This is a genomic window from Neorhizobium galegae (assembly GCF_017877055.1).
In the GTDB taxonomy this organism is placed as follows: domain Bacteria; phylum Pseudomonadota; class Alphaproteobacteria; order Rhizobiales; family Rhizobiaceae; genus Neorhizobium; species Neorhizobium galegae_D.
The window spans coordinates 808,962-831,430 of sequence record NZ_JAGIPG010000003.1 but is presented as its reverse complement, the minus strand read 5'-3'; the positions used below and the strand labels follow the sequence as shown (position 1 = coordinate 831,430).

The window sequence follows — 22,469 nt, the reverse complement described above, 5'->3', positions numbered from 1 at the left end:
ATCCGTTTACGACGCCGCATGTTCAAAATTGCGGCGCAAGATGGCAGGCGACAGCTCCGCCGCCCTTCCGGGCGCGCACGGCCGGTGCGACCTGACTGCATATGTCCAACGCGAGCGGACAGCGCGGATGGAACGAGCAGCCTTTCGGCGGATCGAGCGGGCTGGGGGGCTCGCCGCCCATCAATTGCCGGTCGCGATTGGGCGAGGCGACGTTGGGGATCGTCTGCAACAGCAGCTGCGTATAGGGATGCTGTGGATTGGCGAACAGGACCTCCGTATCCGCCTCCTCGACGATCCGGCCGAGATACATGACGGCGATCCGGTCCGCCATGTGACGCACGACCGCAAGATTATGGCTTATGAAAAGATAGGTCAGGCCGAGTTCGTCCTGAAGCTTGCGCATCAGGTTGAGGATCTGTGCCTGAACCGAGACGTCCAGCGCCGAGGTCGGCTCGTCGCAGACGAGGAATTCCGGCTCGCTCGCCAGCGCCCGGGCAATCGATATGCGCTGCCGCTGGCCACCCGAGAATTCGTGCGGATAACGTCCTGCATCATCCGGCGAAAGACCAACGACCTTCAGCAACTCGGCGACGCGCACGGCAGTTGCCTCGCCACTGTCGCGTAGTGCGAATTCGCGGATCGGCTCGGCGATGATGTCGCCGACGCGCCAGCGCGGATTGAGGCTTGCATGGGGGTCCTGGAAAATCATCTGGGCTTCCATCGGAGTGCCATCATTCGCTTGCGCAAAAATGATGGCACCTTCGGTGGGCTCGTAAAGTCCCGTCACCAGCCGCGCCACCGTCGATTTGCCGCAACCAGACTCCCCCACAAGCGCGAGGCATTTGCCCTTCTGGACGACGAAGGTCACATCCTGGACCGCACGCAGATACCGTTTCGGCTTCCGCTCGATCATCCTGTTCAGCCAGGGCGAGGAGACGTCAAAGACCCGCGTGAGCTGGTCGACTTCAAGGGCGTTCAATGGACTTCTCATGCGACGCCTCCATCATGGAGCAAACAGGCTACAGCGCCTTGCCCTTCGGGCATCAGGGTCGGTCGAACCTGAAGACAGCGCGACCCTGCCTCGGGACAGCGGGGATTGAAGGCGCAGCCGGGGGGAACGGCATTTAAGCGAGGCATCGCGCCATCGATCTGCGTGAGCCGCTCGACGCGGGCGCCGAGTGCGGGGATCGAGCCCATCAGCCCGCGCGTATAAGGATGTTTCGGCCGGGCCAGCACATCCTCGACGGCGCCGACTTCAATGACGCGGCCGGCATACATGACCGCCACCCGATCGGCCGTCTCGGCAATGACGCCCATGTCGTGGGTGACCAGCATAACGCCGGCACCCTGCTCGCGGCAGAGCCTGCGCAAGAGCGTGGTAATCTGCGCCTGGATCGATACGTCCAGCGCCGTCGTGGGCTCGTCGGCAATGATCAACTGCGGATTTCCGGCCAATGCCAGCGCGATCACAACCCGTTGGCGCATGCCTCCCGAGAACTGGTGCGGATGGTGATCGATACGCTCCTCGGCGCCGGGAATGCCGACCTGTTTCAAAAGGTTGACCGCATGGACACGGGCCTCCGTCCGGTTTCGGTCGGAATGCAGCCTGATCGTTTCGACCAACTGCTGGCCGACGGAGAAAAGCGGGTTGAGCGAAGTCAGCGGGTCCTGGAAGATCGCGCCGACCATGCGACCGCGCACGCTTTCCATTTCATCATCGCTGAGATTGTCGGTGCGCTTGCCGGCGATGCGAATTTCGCCGGAGGAGACTCGGCCGGGAGGTTCGAGAAGGCCGAGAACGGCCATGCCGGTCATCGATTTTCCGGCCCCCGACTCGCCGACCACGCCGAGAATCTCGCCGCGTTCGATCGTCAGCGATACATCGGACAGGGCCGTCAATATTCCCCTGCGTGTCGGAAATTCGACTGAGAGGCCTTTGACTTCGAGGGCAGGGGAAGGGCTGGCGGTGCTCATGACGATGGCTCGTTCTCGACCAGAGGATAGCTCGGCGGGAAAATCTCCTGCACCGGTGGATGGCCGAATGTCCGCTCGGGATACCGCGCGATCAGCCCCTCGAACTGCGTCTGAACCTGGGCCCGCGCGGCCGCAAGGTCGATCCCGGCCACAGCTCCGTCGCGCATGCAGAGGCGGCCATCGACGATCGTCGCGCGGGTGACGCGGCCGGTCGCACCATAGACAAGCGTCTGGATCGGATCGATGCGCGGCGCAATCATCCGATCGGCCATATCAAACACGGCGATATCGGCCTTGGCCCCCGGCGTGATGCGCCCGATATCCGGGCGTTTTAGCGCGTCGGCGCCGGCGAGCGTCGCGGCATCGTAAAATTCGGCCGCCGATCCGGCATCGCCTTTGCCTTCCGCGAGCCGGTTCGCCATCATGCCGACGGCCATGTTCAGCACCATGTCGGGCGGTGCCGTGTCCGTACCCATGCCGAGACGGATGCCTTTCGCCTTCAGCATCGAGAAGGACTTCAGCGAGGAGCCGTGGCGCGCGGATACAAGTGGGCAATGGGCGACAGTCACGCCGTTCGCCGCATAACACAGCAGATCATCATCGGTCGCCACCGTTGCATGCGGCGCGATCAGGCGGGATGAAAGAACGCCGAGGCGATCGAGCCATTGCGGGGCGGTCATGCCATGCAGGCGCCGGACGGTCTGCAATTCCATTTCGCCCTGCGCCATGTGCAGGCGCACGGGCATGTCCAGTTCGTCCGCATGGGCAAACGTCCGATGGAGCAACGCCTCGGTGCAGGTCTCCACCCGATCCGGGGCGAACATGCCCGAGACCAGTCCGCCGGCGGAGCCCTGCACCCGCTTGGCAAACGCTGCTGCGGCTGCCAACTCGCCAAGACCGCGCTCTTCGTCGAAGACAGGCTGCATCGTGCCCGCCTCGTCGAGGATCACGCCGCCGGTGCGATAGGCCGGCCCGAGCCAGACGCGCAGGCCCAGATCTTCGGCGGCGACGGCAGCCGCCTCGAATTCCGCCACCGTCTCGCCCCAAGCGCGATAGAACAGGGAAGCAATCGGCAGCGCCGAGGTGATGCCGTTTAGCAGAAGCTGTGCGAAGGCATAACGCTTCTGGAAGGCGAGTTCCTCTTGCGAATACATCTCGTAGGCCCGGTCGGCGTAATCCGCGGGCCAGACTCGGCCTTTCTTCCAGCCGGGCTGGTTGTCCATGCCGAGCACGGTCGTGTCGAGATCGGAGAGAGCGTCGAGATCGACGAAACCCGGGCCGATGAGAGCGTCGCCCATGTCATAGCGGGCAGAAAGCTCCCCTTCGAACCGGCGACCGACCCAAATGACGCGATCGCTCTCGATGACCACTTCACCGTCGGTGATGAGGCGGCGGCCTTCCGGAAGGTCGGCGATCGCGAAACGCGACGCAAGCGCCCAACGGCCGGCCGGCCGTTTGCCGAGGGGGAGGGCGGACCAGGCTGTCGTCATGGCCGGGCTCGCAGGCTTGCACCGTCGCGTGCCACGACGTTTCCGGCCGTGACCACCAGCTTGCGCGGCTGATGGGTGACGATTGCCTCGCCGACGCTCTCGCCCTCGACGATCACGACATCGCCCCGACCGCCGACTTCAAGCGCGTGCGCATGCCGGTCCATGGCGATGGCGCCGCCGGTCGTGCAGACGTCGAGTGCCATCAACAGCTCGTCGTCGCGCCGCAGGTTGTTCTTCATGCCGAGCAGCATGGCGCGCTCCAGCATGTCGCCATTGCCGTAGGGTCCCCAGGTGTCCCGGAAACCGTCGATGCCGGCGCCAAAGCGCACGCCGGCCGAGCGCAGGCGCCTGAGGGAGGGCACTTCCCGCGATGGCGGGGCAGTCGTCAAGATCGGCACATCCAGCTCGGCGCATGTGTCGATCAGCGCCTGTGTTGCGTTCCAGTCCGGATCTCCGAGGCAGAAGGCGTGGCTTACGGCGACCTTGCCCTGCATGCTCAAGGCCCGGATACGCTCGAAGGTCATTTCCATGGAAAAGGTGCCGAGCGCGCCGCCTTCGTGGAGATGGATATCGATACCTTTCCCGTATTTCTCGGCGATTGTGAAAATCGTGTCGAGATGCGCCTTGGGGTCGCGGTCCATGCCGCAGGGGTCCAGCCCGCCGACCAGATCGGCACCCATGGCCATGGCCTTGTCCAGTAGCTCGGCGGTGCCGGGCCGGCGCATCAGCCCGGATTGCGGGAAGGCGACGATTTCGATCTCGACCACGCCGGCCAGCTGGCGCCGGGTTTCCGTGACGCCTTCCAGCGCGGCCAGCCCCTGGTCGGTGTCGATATCCACGTGGGTGCGGATCAACGTCGTGCCATAGCCGACCGATTGCAGCGACTGTCGCATCGACTGGACATGCACGTCGAGACCATATTCGCGCTTCACCTTGCGTTCGTTGTCGATCTTGTCGATCAGGCGCGGGCCGACTTCGTTGACATACCAGGGATAACCGAGAAGCGACTTGTCGAGATGGGTGTGGGCATCGACCAGGCCCGGAATAGCGATCCGGCCGCCCCCGTCCTCGACAGGGATATTCTCGGCGGAGAGCCCGCGGCCGATTGCGGTGATAACGCCATCCTTGATCAGAATGTCGACGGCAGCGCCGCCCATCGGCCTTGCATTGGTAATCAGGAGATCGGTCATGGTCATGCCTCAGCGCAGTTTGGGGTTAAGGGCGTCGCGCAGCCAGTCGCCGAGCACGTTGATGGAGACGACGAGAAGACAGAGATGCAGGCCTGGAAAGAGCACGATCCACCAGAGGCCGGAAAAGAGGTACTGGTTGCCGATGCGGATCAGCGTGCCAAGTGACGGCTGCTCCGGCGGCATTCCGACGCCAAGGAAGGACAGTGTCGCTTCGATCAGTATGCCCAGTCCGAAATTCAGGGTTGCCGTCACCAGCAGCGGCGTCGTGGTGTTGGGGAGGATATGCTTCAGCAGGATGCGCCATGTCGGCACCCGGATCAGCCGGGCAGCCTGCACATATTCCTTATTGCGCTCGACCATGGTCTGCGCCCGCACCGTGCGGGCATATTGCACCCAGGCCGAAAGCGAAATGGCGAAGACGATCACGCCCGAAGCGCCGACCTCGCGCAGATAGGGCGGCAGAAGCTGCCGGGCGAGTGCCGATACCAGGATGGCGATCAGCATGGTCGGCATGGAGAGGAGCACGTCGCCCGCCCGCATCAACAAGCCATCGGCCCATTTGCCGTAATAGCCGGCGATCAGCCCGAGCGCCGAGCCGATCACCAGCGCAACCGCGACGGAGGCTGCGCCGATGACGATCGAGGCGCGGGAACCGTAAAGGATCGCCGAAAGCAGGTCGCGCCCCTGGACATCAGTGCCGAGAATGAACGGCCACTGCCCGTCCGCCATCCAGACCGGCGGGATTTCGGCGTTGAGCAGGTCCAACGAGGCCAGATCGTAAGGGTTCTGCATCGTGAACCACGGAGCAAGAAAAGCCGTGCCGATCAGGACGATCAGCAGGACGGCGGCGGCAATCGCGGACGGATGCTGGGTGAAACTCCACCACAGATCCGATTGGCGCAAGCGTGCGAAACGGGACGGGGCGGATTGCTTGACGGGTTCGATGGCGGTCATACGAGTCTCCCGGCGCTTTTCACGCGTTGCGCAGACGCGGATCGATGACCGCGTAGGCGATATCGACGAGCGTGTTCAGCGTCACGAAGATGAAGGATACGATACAGAGATAGGCCGCCATGACCGGGATATCGACGAAGGTGACGGCTTGCATGAACAGCATGCCCATTCCCGGCCACTGGAAAACCGTCTCGGTCACCAGCGCGAAGGCGATCAGGTTGCCGACCTGCATGGCCGTCAGGGTGACGACCGGCATCAGACAGTTCTTCAGCGCATGGCGAAACCAGAGGGGCCGGCGTTTGACGCCCCGGGCGCGAGCAAACTTGATGAAATCCGCACGCAGCGTCTCGAGCATCTCAGCCCGGACCAACCGCATGACGAGCGTGATCTGGAAAAGCGAGAGCGAAAGTGCGGGCAGGACCACGGCGGCACGGCCAGATGCAGTCAACAATCCGGTTGACCACCAGCCGATGCGCATCACATCGCCACGGCCATAACCCGGTAGCCAGCCCAGCGTGACGGAAAACGTCAGGATCAGGATAATGCCGACAAAGAAACTTGGAAGAGAGACGCCGACGATCGAGCTGAACTGCAGTCCCTCCGCCCACCATCGCCCTCGCCCGATCGCGGTGAAGACGCCGAGCGGAATGCCGATCACCAGCGACAGGAAGGTGGCGATGATGACCAGTTCGAACGTGGCCGGGAACCGTTCGGCGATCAGGCCGATCACCGATTGCTGATTACGCCAGGACAGGCCGAATTCGCCCTGTGCGGCATTCGTGACGAAGCGGACGTACTGGACGAGAAAGCCATCGTTCAACCCGAGCCGGCCCCGCAGTTCGTCGCGGTCGGACTGGGTCGCACTCTCGTTCACCATCATCTCCACCGGATCTCCCAGAAAACGGAAGATCAGGAAAGCGAAGAAGGCGACCGTCAGCATGACGAGAACGGCATTACCGATCCGCTTGACGAGGAAGGCGAGCATGGCGGGGGTCCTTGATCTGGACGAAGGAAGAAACCGGCCCCCGCCGGGCTTGTTCCGCGACGGGGGCCTTGAGGATTACATCTTCACCAGCCACAGGCGGGGAAGGTTATCCGAAAAGAGCGGGAAATCCTTTACCTTCGCGCTTGTCGCCCAAGCGAGAGGCTGCTGATGCAGCGGGATCATCAGGGTGTGATCCTTGGCGATCTTCAGCGACTGTGCTTCCATCGCAAGGCGCTTGGTCTGGTCGAGTTCGATGGCGGAGGCTTCCGTCACCTTGTCGAACTCCTTGTCGGACCAGCCACCCCAGTTGAAGATGCCGAAGGAGCCTTCCTTCGTATGCAGGACCTGCGACGTCAGGCTGTAGGTGTCGAGCATCGGCAGGGTTGCCCAGCCAAGCGTATAGACATCCACCTTGCCGGCCGAACGCTTCGGCGTCTGGACGGCGCGCGGCCCCTGATCCAACTTCGGTTTCAAGCCAATGCGCGACCACATGGAGGCGACGGCCTGGCAGATCTGTTCTTCGTTCACCAGGCTATCGGCACAGTTGAATTCGAACTCGAAACCTTCGGCGCCGGCTTCCTTCAGAAGCGCCTTGGCCTTTTCCGGATCGGCCTTGACGGGCTCGTCGATCGCCTTGTCATAACCTGGGATCTGCGGGGCAACGAGGGCGCCGGCATTGCGCGACTTGCCGCGCATCACCCGCTTCTGGATGAGATCAAGGTCGATAGCGAGTTGCATCGCCTGGCGGACGCGCAAGTCCTTCATCGGGTTCGACGCCCCCGACAGAAGCTGATCGCGCTGGCTGAAGCCGATCATGACGGTGCGAAGATCGGTACCTTCGAGAAGCTTGACCTGCGATGAGGCGGCCTCGAGACGCGGCAGATCCTGCACTGGCGCCTGGTCGGTAAAGTCGATATCACCGGACAGGAGAGCGGCCACGCGGGTCGCGCTGGACGCGATCGGCGTCAGTTCGATCCGGTCGATATTGTGCTGCGGCTTATCCCACCATCCGTCATACTTGACGAAGACGGTCTTGGCATCCGGCTGGCGGCTTTCGACCTTGAACGGGCCAGTGCCGTTTTCGTTATAGGTGGCATAACCCTCGACACCCGAGCCGACATCGGTCGGGGTCTCGGCCTTGTTGTCCTTCAGCCAGCCCGCATCGAAGATGTAGATCGTCGTCAGGTCGTTGAGCAGCAGCGGATAATTGGCGGAAACATCGATCTCGATCGTGTGGGCATCTATAACGCGCGAGGCCTTGTAAGCCGGAATGTTGCCGCGGAGCGGCGATTTCGGGTTCGTGGCGCGCAACAGCGAAGCCTGGACATCCTCGGCGGTGAAATCCGCGCCGTTGTGGAATTTCACGCCTTCACGCAGCTTGAAACGCCAGGTGGCGGGCGAGATGATTTCATAGGACGTGGCGAGTGCGGGCTCGATCTTGAGATTGCGATCGTAGCGCATCAGCCCTTCATAGGCGTGATTGAGCACGCCGAGCGCGAAGCTGTCCCCGTAGGAATAAGGGTCGAGCGAGCTGATGTCGCGCGATGCACCCCACTTCAGCGTTCCGGCCATCGTCGGCGTCGACAAGGCGAGCAGGGCAGCCCCGGTCACCAGCAGTCTGCTTGTTCTGATCATTTCATTCCCCTCACGTTGTATTCAATCCGACGATTGATTTGCATGCATGTTTCCTGCGAAAAATTGACCGACAACATCGAAATGGCTGCGACATGCCACTTTTGACGCCGTTGATAGCGGCATTGATCAAACGCTAGATGATCTCGTATGCAATTTCAAGGCAAAATTGAATGCGATCTTTGCGGCTAGAAATGGTACAAAATTTGTGCAATATGCCGCTTAAAATGTATTCGAGCGGAAAGCGAAGCGATGTCCACGAATCTGACCAGAAGCGACGCGATCTACGCATCGCTTCGTCGTGCCATTCTCGAACAGGCCCTGAAGCCTGGAACAAAGCTCCCGGAAGACTCGATCGGCGATACGTTTGGCGTGAGCCGAACGAGTGCACGCAATGCGCTGGTCCGCCTTGCCTCCGACGGGTTGGTGGAAATCAAGCCGAACCGCGGGGCAGCCGTCGCCATGCCGACGCTGGAAGAGGCGGAAGAGGTCTTTGCGCTCCGCCGCTGCCTCGAGCGGGAAGTGATCGAACGCCTGTGCAAGCGCATGCCGAAAGACGGTATCGACGCCCTGGTCAGCCATGTGCGGGAGGAGGAGCGGGCGCTTCGGGCCTCCTCGCCCCGTTCCATCCGTCTCGCTGGCGAATTTCACATCCTCCTGGCGGAACTGACTGGCTCGAAACTGCTGATCGACTTCATCAGCCAGGTCGTTTCGCGTTCTTCGCTGATTCTGGCCCGTTTCGGCCGCCCGCATTCTGCGGAATGCGGTATCGACGAGCATATCCACCTTATCGAGGCGTTGAAGAACCTCGATCCCGTTGCGGCGAGCCGCATCATGGATCATCACCTTCATGCGGTGGAGGATCGTGCCAAGGCGGACGAAAAGGATGATGGTCCCGACATTACTGAGATCCTCAGCCGCTACATGTCCGCGTCGGAATGATGAACTGAAGACCGAAGTCGGGCGCGACTGCCGAAAGGAAGAGGTTTTGCCGGAGGATTTCATGCGCCAGACGAGCACCGCTGCAGCACGGTCCCGGCGCGGCATGGTCACCACTCCCCACCACGCCGCGAGCGAGGCCGGTGCCAAAGTGCTACGCCGCGGCGGCACAGCAATCGAAGCGGTCGTTGCGGCTGGTGCGGCGCTGACCGTTCTTTATCCGCATTTCTGCGGGCTGGGCGGAGACGCGATCTGGATCGTCGCGGACAGCACCGGCAGACGCAAGGCGATTATGGGCATAGGGCAGGCGGCTGAGGTTTTGCCCGAGCTCGACACGATTCCAATACGCGGCCCGCTTTCGGCCCTGACGACCGCTGCCCTGATCGACAGCTGGGGTGAAGCGCTCCGCTACTCGCGGGAGAACTGGCAGGGAACCGGAAGCCTCGCAACTCTTCTCGGCGATGCCATCGAATTGGCTGAAGGCGGTTTTCCGGTCAGCCGATCCCAGTCATATTGGCACGAGTTCCGGAATGCGGAGATCGCGGACTGGCCCGGCGTCGGTACATTTTTCGTAACGGAGGGCACGCAGAGGCAACCGCAACTTGCCAAGGTGCTGGAACGGCTGGCGCTGCATGGCCATCGCGAATTCTATGAGGGGGAACTCGGCCAACAGATAGCCTGCAGCCTGGAAGCAGCCGGCAGTCCGATCCGTTTCCGCGACCTGGGAAAGACATCCGCCCAGGTTGTCGAACCCATTTCTCTGACCTATCGGAATGTCGAACTTCTCGCCCCGCCCCCGCCTTCGCAGGGACTGACGACGCTTGCCATTATGGGCATCCTGTCGAAACTCCCCATGCAGGACATTGATCCCGCTTCCGCCGACTTCTACCATCTGTGCGTCGAAGCCGTGAAACAGGCTTTTCTCGACCGCGGTCGCATTGCCGATCCGGATCATGTCAAGCAGGCATGCAATGAACGGCTTGCCGACGAAGTTCTAGCACGCAAGGTCTCAGCCATCGACCCGCAGAGAGCCATGCCGTGGCCTGCCCGCTTCCAGACCGGCGATACGGTCTATCTCGCGGCCGTCGATGCGGAAGGGCGTTCAGCCAGTGTCCTGCAAAGCACCTATTATGATTGGGGAAGCGGCGTATTGCTGGGTGACACCGGCATCCTATGGCAGAACCGGGGAGCTGCCTTCAGCACCGATCCGGCAAGTCCCAACGTGCTCGCGCCGGGCAAGCGACCGTTTTACACGCTCAACCCGGGCATGGGGTTGCGGGATGGCAAACCTTGCCTCCTCTACGGAACGCAAGGGGCAGACGGCCAACCGCAGACGCTCACGGTCCTCCTGAGCAGGTTGATCGACCACGGGTTTGATCCGCTTTCGGCGCTCGACGCGCCGCGATTCCTGCTCGGCCGCACGTTTTCCGATTCAAGGGACAATCTCAAGATCGAAGAGTCCGTCGGCGAGGGTGTCCTTGGCGCGCTGTCCGCTCGCGGGCATGAGACGATCGCCATCCCGGCACTGAACCCACTATCCGGTCAGGCCGGCGTCATTCGCGTGGGCGGCGACGGATGGATCGACGGCGCCCACGACCCGCGCAGCGACGGCTGTGCCATGGGAATTTGAGGCAAGAGATGCAGGCTGACCTTGTTCTCCGCAACGCCCGCGTCTCGCGGCAGCCGCATCCGATCGACATCGCGATCAGGGCCGGTCGCATCGTCGATATGCGACCGCAGATTCGCTGCGATGCGGTCGAGGAGGAAGACCTCGATGGAAAATTTGCGTTTTCCGGCTTCGTGGACAGTCATATCCACCTGGACAAGGCCTGCATCCTGGAGCGCTGCTCGATCTGTGCCGGCACACTGGAGGAAGCGGTACGCGAGACCGCCAAGGCCAAGGCTGGGTTTTCCGAAGAGGACGTCCATGATCGCGCCTCAGCGATCGTCCGCCAGGCCATTGTTCACGGCACCAACCGCATGCGGACATTCGTCGAGATCGACCCGCGCGCTGGCATGCGATCCTTCGAGGCCATCAAACGGGTCCGGGAGCGTTTTGCGTTTGCGATCGACATCCAGATCTGCGCCTTCGCCCAGGAGGGGCTGACCCAGGAGCCCGAAACGGAAGCGATGCTGGATGAGGCGCTGGCGACTGGGGCGGACATGATTGGCGGCTGCCCCTACACCGACCCGCGCCCGGAAGAACACATCCGACGAATATTTGCTCTCGCAAAAAAACATGACGTCGATGTGGATTTCCACCTCGACTTCAGCCTCGATCCGGCAAAGACGGACCTGCCGGCCGTTGTCGAGGCGACACGCGCGAACGGTTATGGTGGACGTGTCGTGATCGGACACGTTACCAATCTTTCGACCTTGAACCCAGCGGACCGTTCGGCAATCGGGCGGGAGATCGCCACGGCCGGGATCGCCCTGACGGTCCTGCCAGCGACTGATCTTTTCCTCATGGGGCGCAATCACCTGTCCAATGCCCCGCGCGGCATCGCACCTGCTCATCTGCTGCTTGCCGACGGCGTCGAGGCCGCCATCGCGACCAACAACGTACTCAACCCCTTCACTCCGTTCGGCGATGCATCGCTGGTGCGCATGGCAAACCTGTATGCCAATGTCATGCAGCTATCCCGCGACAAAGATATCGACCAAGTGTTCGAAATGGTGGGCAAGCGGGCCGCCGCCATCATGCGTGCCGAACACGGCCTTTCCGTTGGAGGAGCGGCGGATATCGTCGTCCTCGATGCAGTAGATCAGCGCAGCGCAATCCGTACGGTCGCCTCGCCTCTTGCCGGTTGGAAGGCCGGCAGGAAGACATTCGTCCGCCCGAGAGCGCATATTCTGGAACACGGAGGCCTGGCCGGTCGATAGGGGACTGACCGAGCGAGGTGATACCAAAGCGGGAACCAAGGCCGAGCGCTGCGAGATAAGCGGATTCGGCGATGCCGAATCCCGATTGGTCCGAACATACCTCCATCGAATTCGTGACGGAGGCGGAGCTATTTGGATTTATTGCGAGAATTTCGGCAACGTATTGACCCGAGGGATTGGGCGCACATAGACGAGATGTTGCTCAAATTAGATATACCACGTAGTATATTTCTGGCCTGGGCTGTGTCAAAGCATGTTGGTCAAGATTGGCGGAATCGAATTCCGTGTTAGAAGTCATGGCTCATCTCGGCGCTGGAGACAAATCCGGAGTCAGGCAGAGACGTTGGGGCCTCGCGGGGGTACGGAGAGAGATGTGAACAGGACTGACAAGTCGGCGGTTTCATCGGAAAAGCGTGGGAAATCGCTGACGGAGCAGGCCTATGCGATATTGCGTGAACGCGTCATAATGGGTGAACTTCCGCCCGGTGTGGACGTTTCGGAGCCGGAATTGGCCGATCAGTTGCAGATGAGCAAGACGCCGGTGCGGGAAGCGCTCGCGCGTCTTTGCGTCGAAGGCTTGATGGAGGCGTTTCCCCGTCGCGGATATCGTGTCACGCCGGTGACCCTGAAGGATATGAACGACCTTTTTGCAGTTCGGGGCGTGCTCGAAGGGACCGCGGCGGCTCTGGCCGCCCAAAGCCTGACCGAAGATGAACTCGATGCCCTCGACGGGTTGGCGGATGCAAGTTACATCGTTGGTGAAGATGTCAGCACCAAAACGTTCGTGACGTCGAACGAGACGTTCCATTCCGCGATTGCTCGGGGATCGCGCAATCCGCGCCTGCATTCGCTGGTGATGAGCCACCTGGAAGAATGCGCCCGGCTTTTCTACATGGGAACACGAATCCGCGACATCAATCCGGAGACGATCAACGACCACCATCGTATCGTGGCGGTGCTCCGGCAGCGTGACAGCGAGAAGGCCCGGCTTGCGATGATCGAGCACAACGAGAATACCCGCAAGGGGCTGTTTGCGGCGATGGTCGCCAATCCGCAGTCAGGTATCTCGCTTTAACGGGCTGCTCGGGCCTTTGCGGTATCAGTTCTGCTTCACCAGGTGCCCCGGGGCGTGCTCGCGATATATGGCCTCGACCGGGACGTAGTCCGCCGGTCTGATGGCACTGCCGATTTCCATCCCGGGCTGCGCCTTCCGCAGGTGGCGGCGAGCGGGATCGGCAATCGGCACCGCGTCGAGCAGGCGCTTGGTATACGGATGCTGCGGTCTGCTGAAAATCTGCGCGCGCGAGCCTATTTCGACGATCTCTCCCAGATACATGACCGCCACGCGATGACTGACGCGTTCCACTACGGCCATATCATGGCTAATAAAGAGGAAGGCTATCTTCAGGTTCTCCTGAAGTTCAAGCATCAGATTGACGACCTGGGCCTTGATCGAAACGTCCAGTGCGGAAACCGCTTCATCGGCAACGATGAGACCAGGGTTAAGCGTCAAAGCGCGGGCGATGCTAATGCGCTGGCGTTGGCCGCCAGAGAATTCGTGCGGGAAACGGCGGGCCATCTCAGCCGTCAGGCCCACCGCCGAAAGGAAGTCGTCAGATTTCGACGGAGAGAACTGTCAAGTAATCGACTCCTGGCGGCTTTACGGAGCGGAAAGCGAGTGGTTCCGACCATATTCGGCCGCGTAAGATATTACGTAAGATATTTCATCTTGCCAAGAAGGTTCCGATGAACGAGGATGATTTCACGGAGTGATCGTTTCCGGGAGAGGGTGTCATGGCCGATGACGTTCGCAAATCAGTTCTTCTTACGCCGCTCGACCTGAATGGGCTGCGCAATTCAGGCGCGGATGTGACGGTTCTGGCGGTCCACTCGATCAATCCCTATACCGGCCAGCCGTCCTTCAAGGGGCAGCGGATCGAAGGCGCGGTCGATACGGAAGCCTATTCTGATTTTCAATCGCCGCCATCCGTGGAGGGCGGTCAGCGCCCGCTTCCCGAGATCGGAGTCCTACAGGAAAAGGCGCGCCGATGGGGGCTGCGGCCGGAAAGCACGATCGTCATCTATGACGGGGACCGCAGCATGACAGCCGCCCGCGCCTGGTGGGTGCTGAAATGGGCGGGTCTGCCGGATGTCCGCGTACTGGACGGCGGGTTTCCTGCCTGGGTATCGGCCGGTCTTCCAACGACGGACGCCATCACCATTGTGCAGCCAAGCACGATTGGCTTGTCGCCGGGGCATATGCCTGTGTTTGACGCGAGCGATGCTCTTCGCTTCGGGAAAGAGGGAATACTTCTCGATGCGCGCATTCGGCCCAATTACATCGGTGGTCCCATTGCGGAGGGTCAACCCGCGCGTGGCCATATTCCTCGTGCGATCAGCGCGCCTGCGCTGGATAACGTTACCGACTATGGCAACTTCACCGACAGCGCCACGCTGAGAGAGATGTACCGCGCGCTGGGCGTCGATGGCTCTTGCGACGTCGGCGTCTATTGTGGTGCCGGCATGTCGGCCGCACACACCGTGCTTGCGCTTGCCGCCATCGGAATACCGGCGGCGATGTACCCGGGATCGTGGTCCGCATGGGTTTCAGACACGACCCGTCCCGTGATTACCGGTGCCGATCCTTTTTGATTGATGGACGATCAAAGGACAACCATCCTTAGGGCGAAATTCTCTTATCGTGGTGGATGGCAGGCGTGGTTTGCGCATCCAGCACAAAAAATGTGCGTAGACACTCTTTGTCTAAAACAGTGTCACTTCGACTTTACATGTCTAAGCACCATTGATATATTTCGTAGTATATCAGTTGAGGCGCGAGTGCCGATTGATGCGATGTATGGAAGCGGGTTCCGAAGGGCCCATGGCCAGGGAAGGGTCGTAGCATGAATATCTGGAAGGGTCTTGCGGCAGCGGTGGTCACCGTGCCGCTGATATCGGCGGGCACACACGCGCAGGCTCAAGATCGCTCGAAGACGCTTGTCGTTGCGGTTCCTTCCGATCCGGTCGGCCTTGAGCCCGGCGGCAACAAGGCGGAGCCGGTCGGCAGCGAAATCATCCTCAACGTCTTCGATACGCTGGTCGCCTGGACGTCGCCGGAATTCAAACAGCTCGAAGGACGTCTGGCGACGAGCTGGACCATTTCCGCCGACGGCAAGGAATTTACTTTCAAGCTGCGGGATGGTGTCAAGTTCCAGGACGGCACTCCTTTCGATGCGGCTGCAGTGAAATTCTCACTGGAGCGTACCAAGGCCACCAATTCCTACGTCAAGGCGACGTTCGACCTGATCAAGGACATCGCCGTCGTGTCCCCGACCGAGGTGAAAATCACGCTTTCCGCTGCGTACCCGGCCTTCCTGTCCATTCTCGCGCAGCCGCAATCGGCCATCGTCAGCCCCGCGGCGGTGCAGAAGTTCGGCGATAGGTTCGCCGCCAATCCGGTTGGTACCGGTCCGTTCGTCTTCAAGGGCGCGCAGGCCGATACGAATGTCGTTCTGGAAGCCAATCCGGACTATTTCCGCGGTGCTCCGAAGCTTTCGAAGATCATCTATCGCGTCATTCCAGACGCCTCCACCCGCCGTCTGGAGCTTGAGAGCGGCGGTGTTGATATCGTTCAGCAGCAGGGCCAGTTGTCCGCAATCGCCGCCGAGGATATCGAGGCGCTGAAGAAGAACAAGGACATCAAGATTCTCGAGACGTCGAGCCAGATCATTCGTCAGCTCGAATTCAACAACAACAAGAAGGACGGTCCGTTCGCCAACGTCAAGGTTCGCCAGGCGATTACGTATGCGATCGATTACGATGGTCTCCTGAAGGGCGTTTTCGGCGGTACGGCCGAGCGCGTCTATGGCCCGCTGACCACCAACAGCTGGGCCTTCAACCCGAAGATGAAGGAGCTGGCTCCGAAATACGATCCGGCGCTCGCCAAGAAGCTGCTGGCGGAAGCCAAGGTCGACCCCTCGAGCCTTGATCTGAAGCTCTACAGCTTCCAGGGTCCGCTCTGGGGTGCGGTTGCCACCTTCGTGCAGGCGAACCTGGCCGATATCGGCGTTAATGCCACCATCCAGCAGACGGAGTTCCCGGCGCTGCGTGCGCTGCAGACTTCCGGCCAGTTCGACGTCGCGCTCGACGGGCGCCAGCCTTGGTACAACGACCCGGACGCCCACATCACCATCGGTTACCTCTCGTCGCTTGCCAACACGGCCATGACCTTCCGTATGCCGGAAGATAAAGTGCTCGACGATCTTGTCCTGAAGGCTCAGCAGACCTCCGACATGGACGCCCGCAAGCAGCTTTACTTCCAGGTGCAGGAAGAGATCGCCAAGAAGGTTCCGGGTGCCTATCTGTTCAGCCCCAAGCTGATCGTTTTCCAGCGTGCCAACGTCGAGGGCCTTGTGGTCAACAGTGCGCCGCCGCTCAACGAATATTGGTCCGTCTCCAAGAAGTGATAGTCTTCTCCCAAGACTAAGGCGGGCAATTTTCGGGCTGCCCGCCTCCTTGCTGTCCTTGCCCTGGCGCGGCGGGAAGGCGTCTATCCGCCCGACCCTGTGCGGGCGGCTTTACAAATGAGTTGAGAGCATGGCGAGTTTCATCATACGCCGCCTGATCGCGCTGATACCCGTCATGTGCATCGTGCTGGTGATTGTCTTTTCACTGGTCCGGTTGATACCCGGCGATCCGGCCGTGACGTTGCTCGGTCCGGGCGCGGCTCAGGAGCAGATCGATGCGCTGCGGGCCCAGCTCGATCTCGATCAGCCGGTGATCCTGCAATTTGCCAACTACGTATTCGGTCTGTTGCAAGGCGATCTCGGTTTCTCCCTGAAGTCGGGCCAACCCGTGACAAACGAAATCCTGATGCGCCTGCCGGCGACGATCGAGCTTTCGGTTCTTGCCGTCATCGTCGCCATCATCTTTGGCATTCCGATCGGTGTGCTGTCGGCCGTCCGGCCCAACTCCATCTTCGACCACATTACCCGCGTCGTTTCGCTGATCGGTGTGTCGATGCCGGCCTTCCTGCTGGCGCTCATCCTGCAGCTGATCTTCGCGACCTATCTCGGCTGGCTGCCTGTATCGGGACGAATGAGCTCCTTTTTGACGGCGGAAACCGTGACCGGTTTCGCCATTCTCGACGGCATCATCACCGGTAATTTCGCGGCGGCATGGAGCGCGGTCCAGCATCTCGTTCTGCCGACTGCGGTGCTCGCCGCCTTTCTCGCCGCCACGCTTGGCCGCTTCGTGCGTAATACCATGCTCGACGTGATGGGTGAGGATTTCATCCGTACTGCCAGGGCCAAGGGGTTGCGGCGTTCGGATGTTGTGCTGAACCACGGCCTGCGCAATTCGCTGCTGCCGGCGATCACCGTTATCGGCCTGAAATTTGCGGAAATGCTTGGCGGTGCAATCTTGACCGAGACGATCTTCGCTTGGCCGGGCATCGGCCGTTATATGTTCGAAGCGATCAAGAATCGTGACTATCCGGTCATTCAGGGCACCACGCTGGTCTTCGCTCTCATATTCGTCCTCACCTCCATCATCGTGGACCTGCTCTATGGAGTCCTCGATCCGCGCGTGCGCAAGAGAATGGAGTGATCGTGCGTGAGCTCCTGACCTTTTTGAGACGCAATACGCTGGCCGTGGTCGGCCTTGTCATCCTCGTCGCGCTCATTGGCTTGATCACCATCGGGCCACCGGTTTCGCCCTATGCGCCGACCAAGCTCGATATCCTCCATAAGCTGGAGGCCCCGACCTTTGCTCACTGGCTTGGCACCGACGCCTTCGGTCGCGATGTGCTGACCCGCATCATGTATGGCGGCCGGGCGACGCTGACGATCGGCGTCGGGGTGGTTGCCATCGCCTTCGTGATCGGCGTTTTCTTCGGGATGCTGGCAGGCTTTGCCGGAGGCTGGCTCGATAGCATCATCATGCGTATCGTCGATGCCATTCTGGCTTTCCCCGCGCTGGTACTGGCGATCGCGCTTGCGGCGGCTTTCGGGCCGAGCCTCCAGAACGCCATGCTTGCTGTTGCCGTCACGTTGGCGCCGCAGTTCGCGCGCGTCGCGCGCAGCCAGGCGCTGAGCATTTCCGTCAAGCCCTATGTGGAGGCCGCAATTTCACTTGGTCTGCCCACCCATCGAATCCTGCTGCGCTACATCTTCGTCAACGGGCTCGGCCCCTTGCTGGTGCAGTCGACGCTGGCGCTCGGCAGCGCTATTCTGCAAACCGCCAGCCTCGGCTTCCTGGGCCTCGGTGCCCAGCCCCCCCTGGCGGAATGGGGTGCCGACGTTTCTGCAAACCTGCAATTTGTCCGCAGCGCCGCCTGGGTGGCTCTCGCTCCCGGAATGGCGATCCTGTTGGCCGTTCTTTCCTTCAACCTGATCGGCGATAGCCTGGCGGATTGGTTCAATCCGCGTCGCCGCAACGAACTCGAGTAAGGTTGCCAGTGCGCCCGCTTACCATCAGCCTGGAAAAAGTGGATTTCCTGCCTCCGACGCGGGTCACCGACGATACCAGCGTGCTGACGCTGAAGAACCTCGTTTTCGAACCGCTGCTGAAATGGGAGGACGGTTTCGTGCGGCCGGCGCTGTTCGACCGTTGGACCCATTCGGTTGACGGCCGCAAATGGCGTTTCCATATCCGCGAAGGCGCAATCTTCCATGACGGCAAGCTCTGCGTGGCGGAAGACATCATCGGCTTCATCGATGGCATCCTCGAAGCTGTCGATACGTTCGGGATGAAGTGGTCCTATGCGCGCTACCTCAAGGATGCGCGCATCACGGCGCAAGGACCGGACGTCGTCGGTGTCGAAAATCCCGATCCCATCGCCGATATCCTCGACATCTTTTCCGAGTTCTATATCTGCCGTCTCGATGCCGGTGGCCTGCCTGTCTTGGGTACTGGACGTTATCGGGTGGCGGAATTCGAACCGTTGACGCGCGCTGTGTTGGAGCGGGTGAACGGTGAAGCCGGACCGCAGCATATTGTGGTGCTGGCGGAAAAACATGCGGAAGCGCGCTACGCTCAACTCCGGGGCGGCAGTATCGACGCCGCGCTCAATTTGGAACGGGTGGAAGGCCGCCTCGTCTTCGACGATGCCTTTGAATGGGGCAAGGCGATCAATACACTGTCGGTCATGTACTATCTGAATTGTAGCCAGGGCGTCTTCCGCTCGGCGCAGGCGCGACTTGCTGTAAACCATGCAGTGAATACCGCAGCGATTGCCGACGAGATTTTCCACGGTCTTGCCGTGCCGTCCTCGACCATCGTCAGCCCTTTCCATCTCGGCGCCGGCAAGGCGAACCTCTCTGCCATCGGCCACGACCCGGAAAAGGCGAAGCGGCTGCTCGATGATATTGATGCGGGCGGGCCGATCCGGTTGCGTACGCCGACCTTCATGCCCGAACGTTCACCGGAAGTGAGCCGTTTCGTGGCGGCTTCGCTAGAGGCGGTGGGGCTCGAGGTTGAAGTCGAGACCGAGCTGGACCGGCCGGAATATGCGCGCCAGATCGGCCGCAAGGAAATGGGCGACATGGCGATCTTCGATTCTTCGCCGCACAGCACCTACCGTATCCTGAACGACAAGATTTCAGCCAAGACGAAAGCCGTCTGGTGGCAGGGTTACGACGACCCGGAGACCGAGGCGCTGATCGCCGCCGCCAACCACGCCGTCGATGACGCCGAGCGGGAACTGGCCTACGCGCGCTGTCTGACCCGGCTTCATCAAAACCCGCCCTGGCTTTATCTCGTTCACCCCATCGATGTCTTTGCGGCGCGTAAAGGCATCGGCGGGCTATCGATCGATCACAAGGGCACGCTCAACATTCGCTGAGTCAGGGATAAGACATGGAAAAAGACTACTCGATCACCTTCTTCTACTACGAAGACATCCACGCCGTCGCTCCCTTCTACGAAAAGGTACTCGGCTTCGAACTGGTACTGGATCAGGGCCTGGCGCGCATCTATCGCATCGCCGGCAAGTGCTATTTGGGCATCGTCGACGGTAATCGCGGCCACCTGAAGCATCAGGAAAAGAACGCGGTCCTCTTGACCATTGTGGCACAGGACGTTGAAGGCTGGCACAGCCGCATGAAGGAAGCCGGGGTGAAAGGCTTGTCGGGGATGCTGCGCGGCACCTATTGCGAACACTTCTTCTTCGAGGATCCAGCCGGCTACGCAATCGAAATCCAGCGTTTCCATGACCCGGATGTCGCAAAACTGTTCTGATGGGGCCGATCAGATGACCGTACCGACCGTGCTGCGTGCTGCGCTGTTCTCGAAAGCTCGTGAATTCGGACTGGCACCGTTGCTGTCGTTGCCGGACGGTTCGGTGGCGGATCTGCAGACCGGTTATATCCCGTTGCTCGTCAATTTCAGCTTCGAGGACAAGGCCGCAAAGGGTCTGCGCAAGCTGAAGGACCAGACGGAGCCGGAACCGGCCGTGTATTTCTCGGCGCTCGAAGTGGTGAGAGACAATCCGGCATTGCTGCTTTCGGGAGAAACCGGCAGCGGCAAGACGACCTTCGCGAAGCATCTCGCTTTCAGGCTCGTTTCCGGCGGTTATTCTCCCCTACCACTTTCTCGTAACGATCGCGGTGCCGTGCATTCCGAAAACTGGGATCTGGACGATGTCCTGCCGCTCTACGTCCCAGTCGTTGCCGACAAGACATTAGCGACGTTGCTGGAAGATACCCTTCCGGGATTGGCGCGAGCCTTGTCCGACGGCGCATGGGCGGCATCGGATGCAACCCTGCTGCTTATCCTGGACGGCGTCGAGGCCGCCGGCACCGGCGGTATATCCCTCCTTAACGAGGCCTTGCTGCTTCAGGCCCATCATCCCGGCGTGCGCCTGCTGGCCTTGGGCGAAGCTTCCGTCGTCAAGGGCTGGCCGATGCCCCAGGGCTTGGTCCGTCATGATCTCCTGCCATTGCTTGGCGTCCAGCGTCGTCAAGCGGCCGCAAAACTTGCCGGCCTCGATCTCGAGGCGACGGGGATCGCGCTTGGCACCGCTGCAGCCAATCCCGCCCAGTTCGCCATGGCAATGATCGGCGGCGACGCCGGCCAAACGGCTGAAGCCGCAGCTGACAGCTGGCTTCTGAAGGTGGCCGGCGACAAGCAGACCGCAAATTTTCTCTGCGGCCTGGCTTTCGATGCCCTCACCGGCAAGCTCGACGATCCGGGCGTGATGCCGGTGAGCCGCGTGCGCCAACTGCTTGCCGCCCGTCATCTTGCCTCCCAAGCTGCGGAAGAAGCCGTCCGGCCCTTCCGTACCGAGCCGGCGCTCTGGGCACCGGTGTTGAAAAGCCTGGCGGCTCGCCTTTCCGGCTCGGACAGGGCCGTTTCCCTGATCGAAGCTCTGATCAGCGGAGAGGGCGACGACGTCCTGCGCGGCGGGCTGCTCGCCGCGGATATCATTACCGGTCCCGGCGCGCTGCGGGACCGGATTGCCGCTCTTCTCCTTGCGATCATCGGCGACGGCGCACTGACCGCTCCCGAGCGGGAAAAGGCCGGCCGCAAGCTTTCGGTCTGGGGAGATCCTCGCGATCTCGAAGCGCTGGCGGATGTGCCAGGCGGCAGCTTCACCTTCGGCTCCAATACCCATCCCAATTCGGCGCCGCCGCATCGAGCCGTCGTGGGTGATTTCCGCATCGGCCTCTATCCGGTAACGAACGCGAGTTACGGCACGTTCATTGCGGAAACCGGAAGGCCTTGGCGCAGCCCCGACGGCTTTTCCGAGGACCGCCGCAATGCGCCCGCGACGGATCTGACCTGGCGCGACGCATGTGCCTATTGCGACTGGCTGACCGATCGCTGGCGAGACGCGGGTAGGATCCGCGCCGACGAGATCGTCCGGCTGCCGTCCGAAACGGAATGGGAACGTGCCGCGCGCGGCGACCAGCCGGATTACGGCGACGAAACGATCGTCTATCCCTGGGGCAGCATCTGGCGGGATGATGCGGCCAATTCCGAGGAGGCGGGTTTCAACAACACCTGCACAGTCGGACTGTTTCCCAGGGGCCGCTCCCCCTATGGCTGCTACGACATGGCCGGCCAGGTCTGGGAATGGGGCACGACGCTCTGGGGCGAGGACATGGCGACGCCGAGCTTCACATATCCCTACGCCGACGATGGACGGGAAGCACTGGATGCTGCGCCATCCATTCGTAGAATATTGCGGGGCGGCTGTTTCTCCAGCGGCAAGCTGAAGGCCTGCTGCACCTATCGCGGCAGCCTCGAACCCGACGGCTTCTGGCGGGGAAACGGTTTCCGCATCGTGATCGCCAAGGCGGCGCGCCACGGAGGGTGGCAATGAAGGCCCTCGCAGAGCCGCGCCTCGAGGGGTTCTATGACGAGCGGACCGGATTGAACATGTCATGCGCTGCCGCGGACTTTATCGAGGAAACTATGTTG

At 61.4% G+C, this 22,469-nt stretch carries 18 protein-coding genes and 1 pseudogene; 11 read left to right on the top strand and 8 right to left on the bottom strand.

Going from position 1 to position 22,469, the window contains the following annotated elements:
- Positions 1-22: 22 nt before the first annotated feature.
- From J2857_RS23025 to J2857_RS22995, 7 genes are all read right to left on the bottom strand, one after another.
- Positions 23-991: an ABC transporter ATP-binding protein gene (locus J2857_RS23025; protein WP_210012394.1), complete on the bottom strand. Its 969-nt coding sequence runs from the start codon at positions 989-991 to the stop codon at positions 23-25.
- Positions 988-1,974 carry an ABC transporter ATP-binding protein gene (locus J2857_RS23020; RefSeq protein ID WP_210012393.1) on the bottom strand — a complete coding sequence of 329 codons (987 nt, stop codon included), beginning with the start codon at positions 1,972-1,974 and terminating at the stop codon, positions 988-990. The genes J2857_RS23025 and J2857_RS23020 overlap by 4 nt, the downstream gene beginning before the upstream one ends.
- Entirely contained in the window at positions 1,971-3,464 is a 1,494-nt protein-coding gene (locus tag J2857_RS23015) for an amidohydrolase family protein (RefSeq protein ID WP_210012392.1), read from the bottom strand. Before J2857_RS23015 ends, J2857_RS23020 begins: the two co-directional genes overlap by 4 nt.
- Positions 3,461-4,654 (bottom strand): amidohydrolase family protein, encoded by a 1,194-nt coding sequence (locus tag J2857_RS23010; RefSeq protein ID WP_210012391.1) that lies wholly within the window; start codon positions 4,652-4,654, stop codon positions 3,461-3,463. Before J2857_RS23010 ends, J2857_RS23015 begins: the two co-directional genes overlap by 4 nt.
- A 9-nt stretch (positions 4,655-4,663) precedes the next feature.
- Entirely contained in the window at positions 4,664-5,608 is a 945-nt protein-coding gene (locus tag J2857_RS23005; protein ID WP_210012390.1) for an ABC transporter permease, read from the bottom strand.
- 19 nt (positions 5,609-5,627) lie between these two features.
- Entirely contained in the window at positions 5,628-6,593 is a 966-nt protein-coding gene (locus J2857_RS23000) for an ABC transporter permease (RefSeq protein ID WP_210012389.1), read from the bottom strand.
- Positions 6,594-6,668: 75 nt separating this feature from the next.
- Positions 6,669-8,228 carry an ABC transporter substrate-binding protein gene (locus J2857_RS22995; protein ID WP_210012388.1) on the bottom strand — a complete coding sequence of 520 codons (1,560 nt, stop codon included), beginning with the start codon at positions 8,226-8,228 and terminating at the stop codon, positions 6,669-6,671.
- 249 nt (positions 8,229-8,477) lie between these two features.
- Between J2857_RS22995 and J2857_RS22990 the strand changes: the two genes are divergently transcribed.
- The 4 genes from J2857_RS22990 to J2857_RS22975 all read left to right on the top strand — a co-directional run bounded on the left by J2857_RS22990 (position 8,478) and on the right by J2857_RS22975 (position 13,122).
- Positions 8,478-9,167, top strand: a complete 690-nt coding sequence (locus J2857_RS22990; protein ID WP_210012387.1) for a GntR family transcriptional regulator — start codon at positions 8,478-8,480, stop codon at positions 9,165-9,167.
- A gap of 61 nt (positions 9,168-9,228) precedes the next feature.
- Positions 9,229-10,794, top strand: a complete 1,566-nt coding sequence (locus J2857_RS22985; RefSeq protein ID WP_245363680.1) for a gamma-glutamyltransferase family protein — start codon at positions 9,229-9,231, stop codon at positions 10,792-10,794.
- An 8-nt stretch (positions 10,795-10,802) separates the two neighbouring features.
- Positions 10,803-12,047, top strand: a complete 1,245-nt coding sequence (locus J2857_RS22980; protein ID WP_210012386.1) for an amidohydrolase family protein — start codon at positions 10,803-10,805, stop codon at positions 12,045-12,047.
- Between the two features lie 373 nt (positions 12,048-12,420).
- The gene (locus J2857_RS22975) at positions 12,421-13,122 is read left to right on the top strand and encodes a GntR family transcriptional regulator (protein WP_348635710.1); all 702 of its coding nucleotides are present in this window, start codon (positions 12,421-12,423) and stop codon (positions 13,120-13,122) included.
- Positions 13,123-13,146: 24 nt separating this feature from the next.
- Here the strand turns inward: J2857_RS22975 and J2857_RS31315 are convergent.
- Positions 13,147-13,683 (bottom strand): annotated as a pseudogene (locus J2857_RS31315) (ATP-binding cassette domain-containing protein); the annotation flags it as partial.
- A 158-nt stretch (positions 13,684-13,841) separates the two neighbouring features.
- Here J2857_RS31315 and J2857_RS22965 point away from each other — a divergent pair.
- The 7 genes from J2857_RS22965 to J2857_RS22935 all read left to right on the top strand — a co-directional run bounded on the left by J2857_RS22965 (position 13,842) and on the right by J2857_RS22935 (position 22,371).
- Positions 13,842-14,699 (top strand): sulfurtransferase, encoded by an 858-nt coding sequence (locus J2857_RS22965; protein ID WP_210012384.1) that lies wholly within the window; start codon positions 13,842-13,844, stop codon positions 14,697-14,699.
- 251 nt (positions 14,700-14,950) lie between these two features.
- Positions 14,951-16,513, top strand: coding sequence for an ABC transporter substrate-binding protein (locus J2857_RS22960; RefSeq protein WP_210012383.1), 1,563 nt, complete (start codon positions 14,951-14,953; stop codon positions 16,511-16,513).
- A 130-nt stretch (positions 16,514-16,643) separates the two neighbouring features.
- A complete protein-coding gene (locus J2857_RS22955; protein ID WP_210012382.1) occupies positions 16,644-17,654 on the top strand; it encodes an ABC transporter permease in 1,011 nt (336 codons plus the stop codon).
- Positions 17,655-17,656: 2 nt separating this feature from the next.
- Positions 17,657-18,496, top strand: a complete 840-nt coding sequence (locus tag J2857_RS22950; protein ID WP_210012381.1) for an ABC transporter permease — start codon at positions 17,657-17,659, stop codon at positions 18,494-18,496.
- Between the two features lie 8 nt (positions 18,497-18,504).
- Positions 18,505-19,890, top strand: coding sequence for an ABC transporter substrate-binding protein (locus tag J2857_RS22945; RefSeq protein WP_210012380.1), 1,386 nt, complete (start codon positions 18,505-18,507; stop codon positions 19,888-19,890).
- Between the two features lie 14 nt (positions 19,891-19,904).
- Positions 19,905-20,285: a VOC family protein gene (locus J2857_RS22940; protein WP_210012379.1), complete on the top strand. Its 381-nt coding sequence runs from the start codon at positions 19,905-19,907 to the stop codon at positions 20,283-20,285.
- Positions 20,286-20,298: 13 nt separating this feature from the next.
- Positions 20,299-22,371 (top strand): formylglycine-generating enzyme family protein, encoded by a 2,073-nt coding sequence (locus J2857_RS22935; protein ID WP_210012378.1) that lies wholly within the window; start codon positions 20,299-20,301, stop codon positions 22,369-22,371.
- Positions 22,372-22,469: the final 98 nt, after the last annotated feature.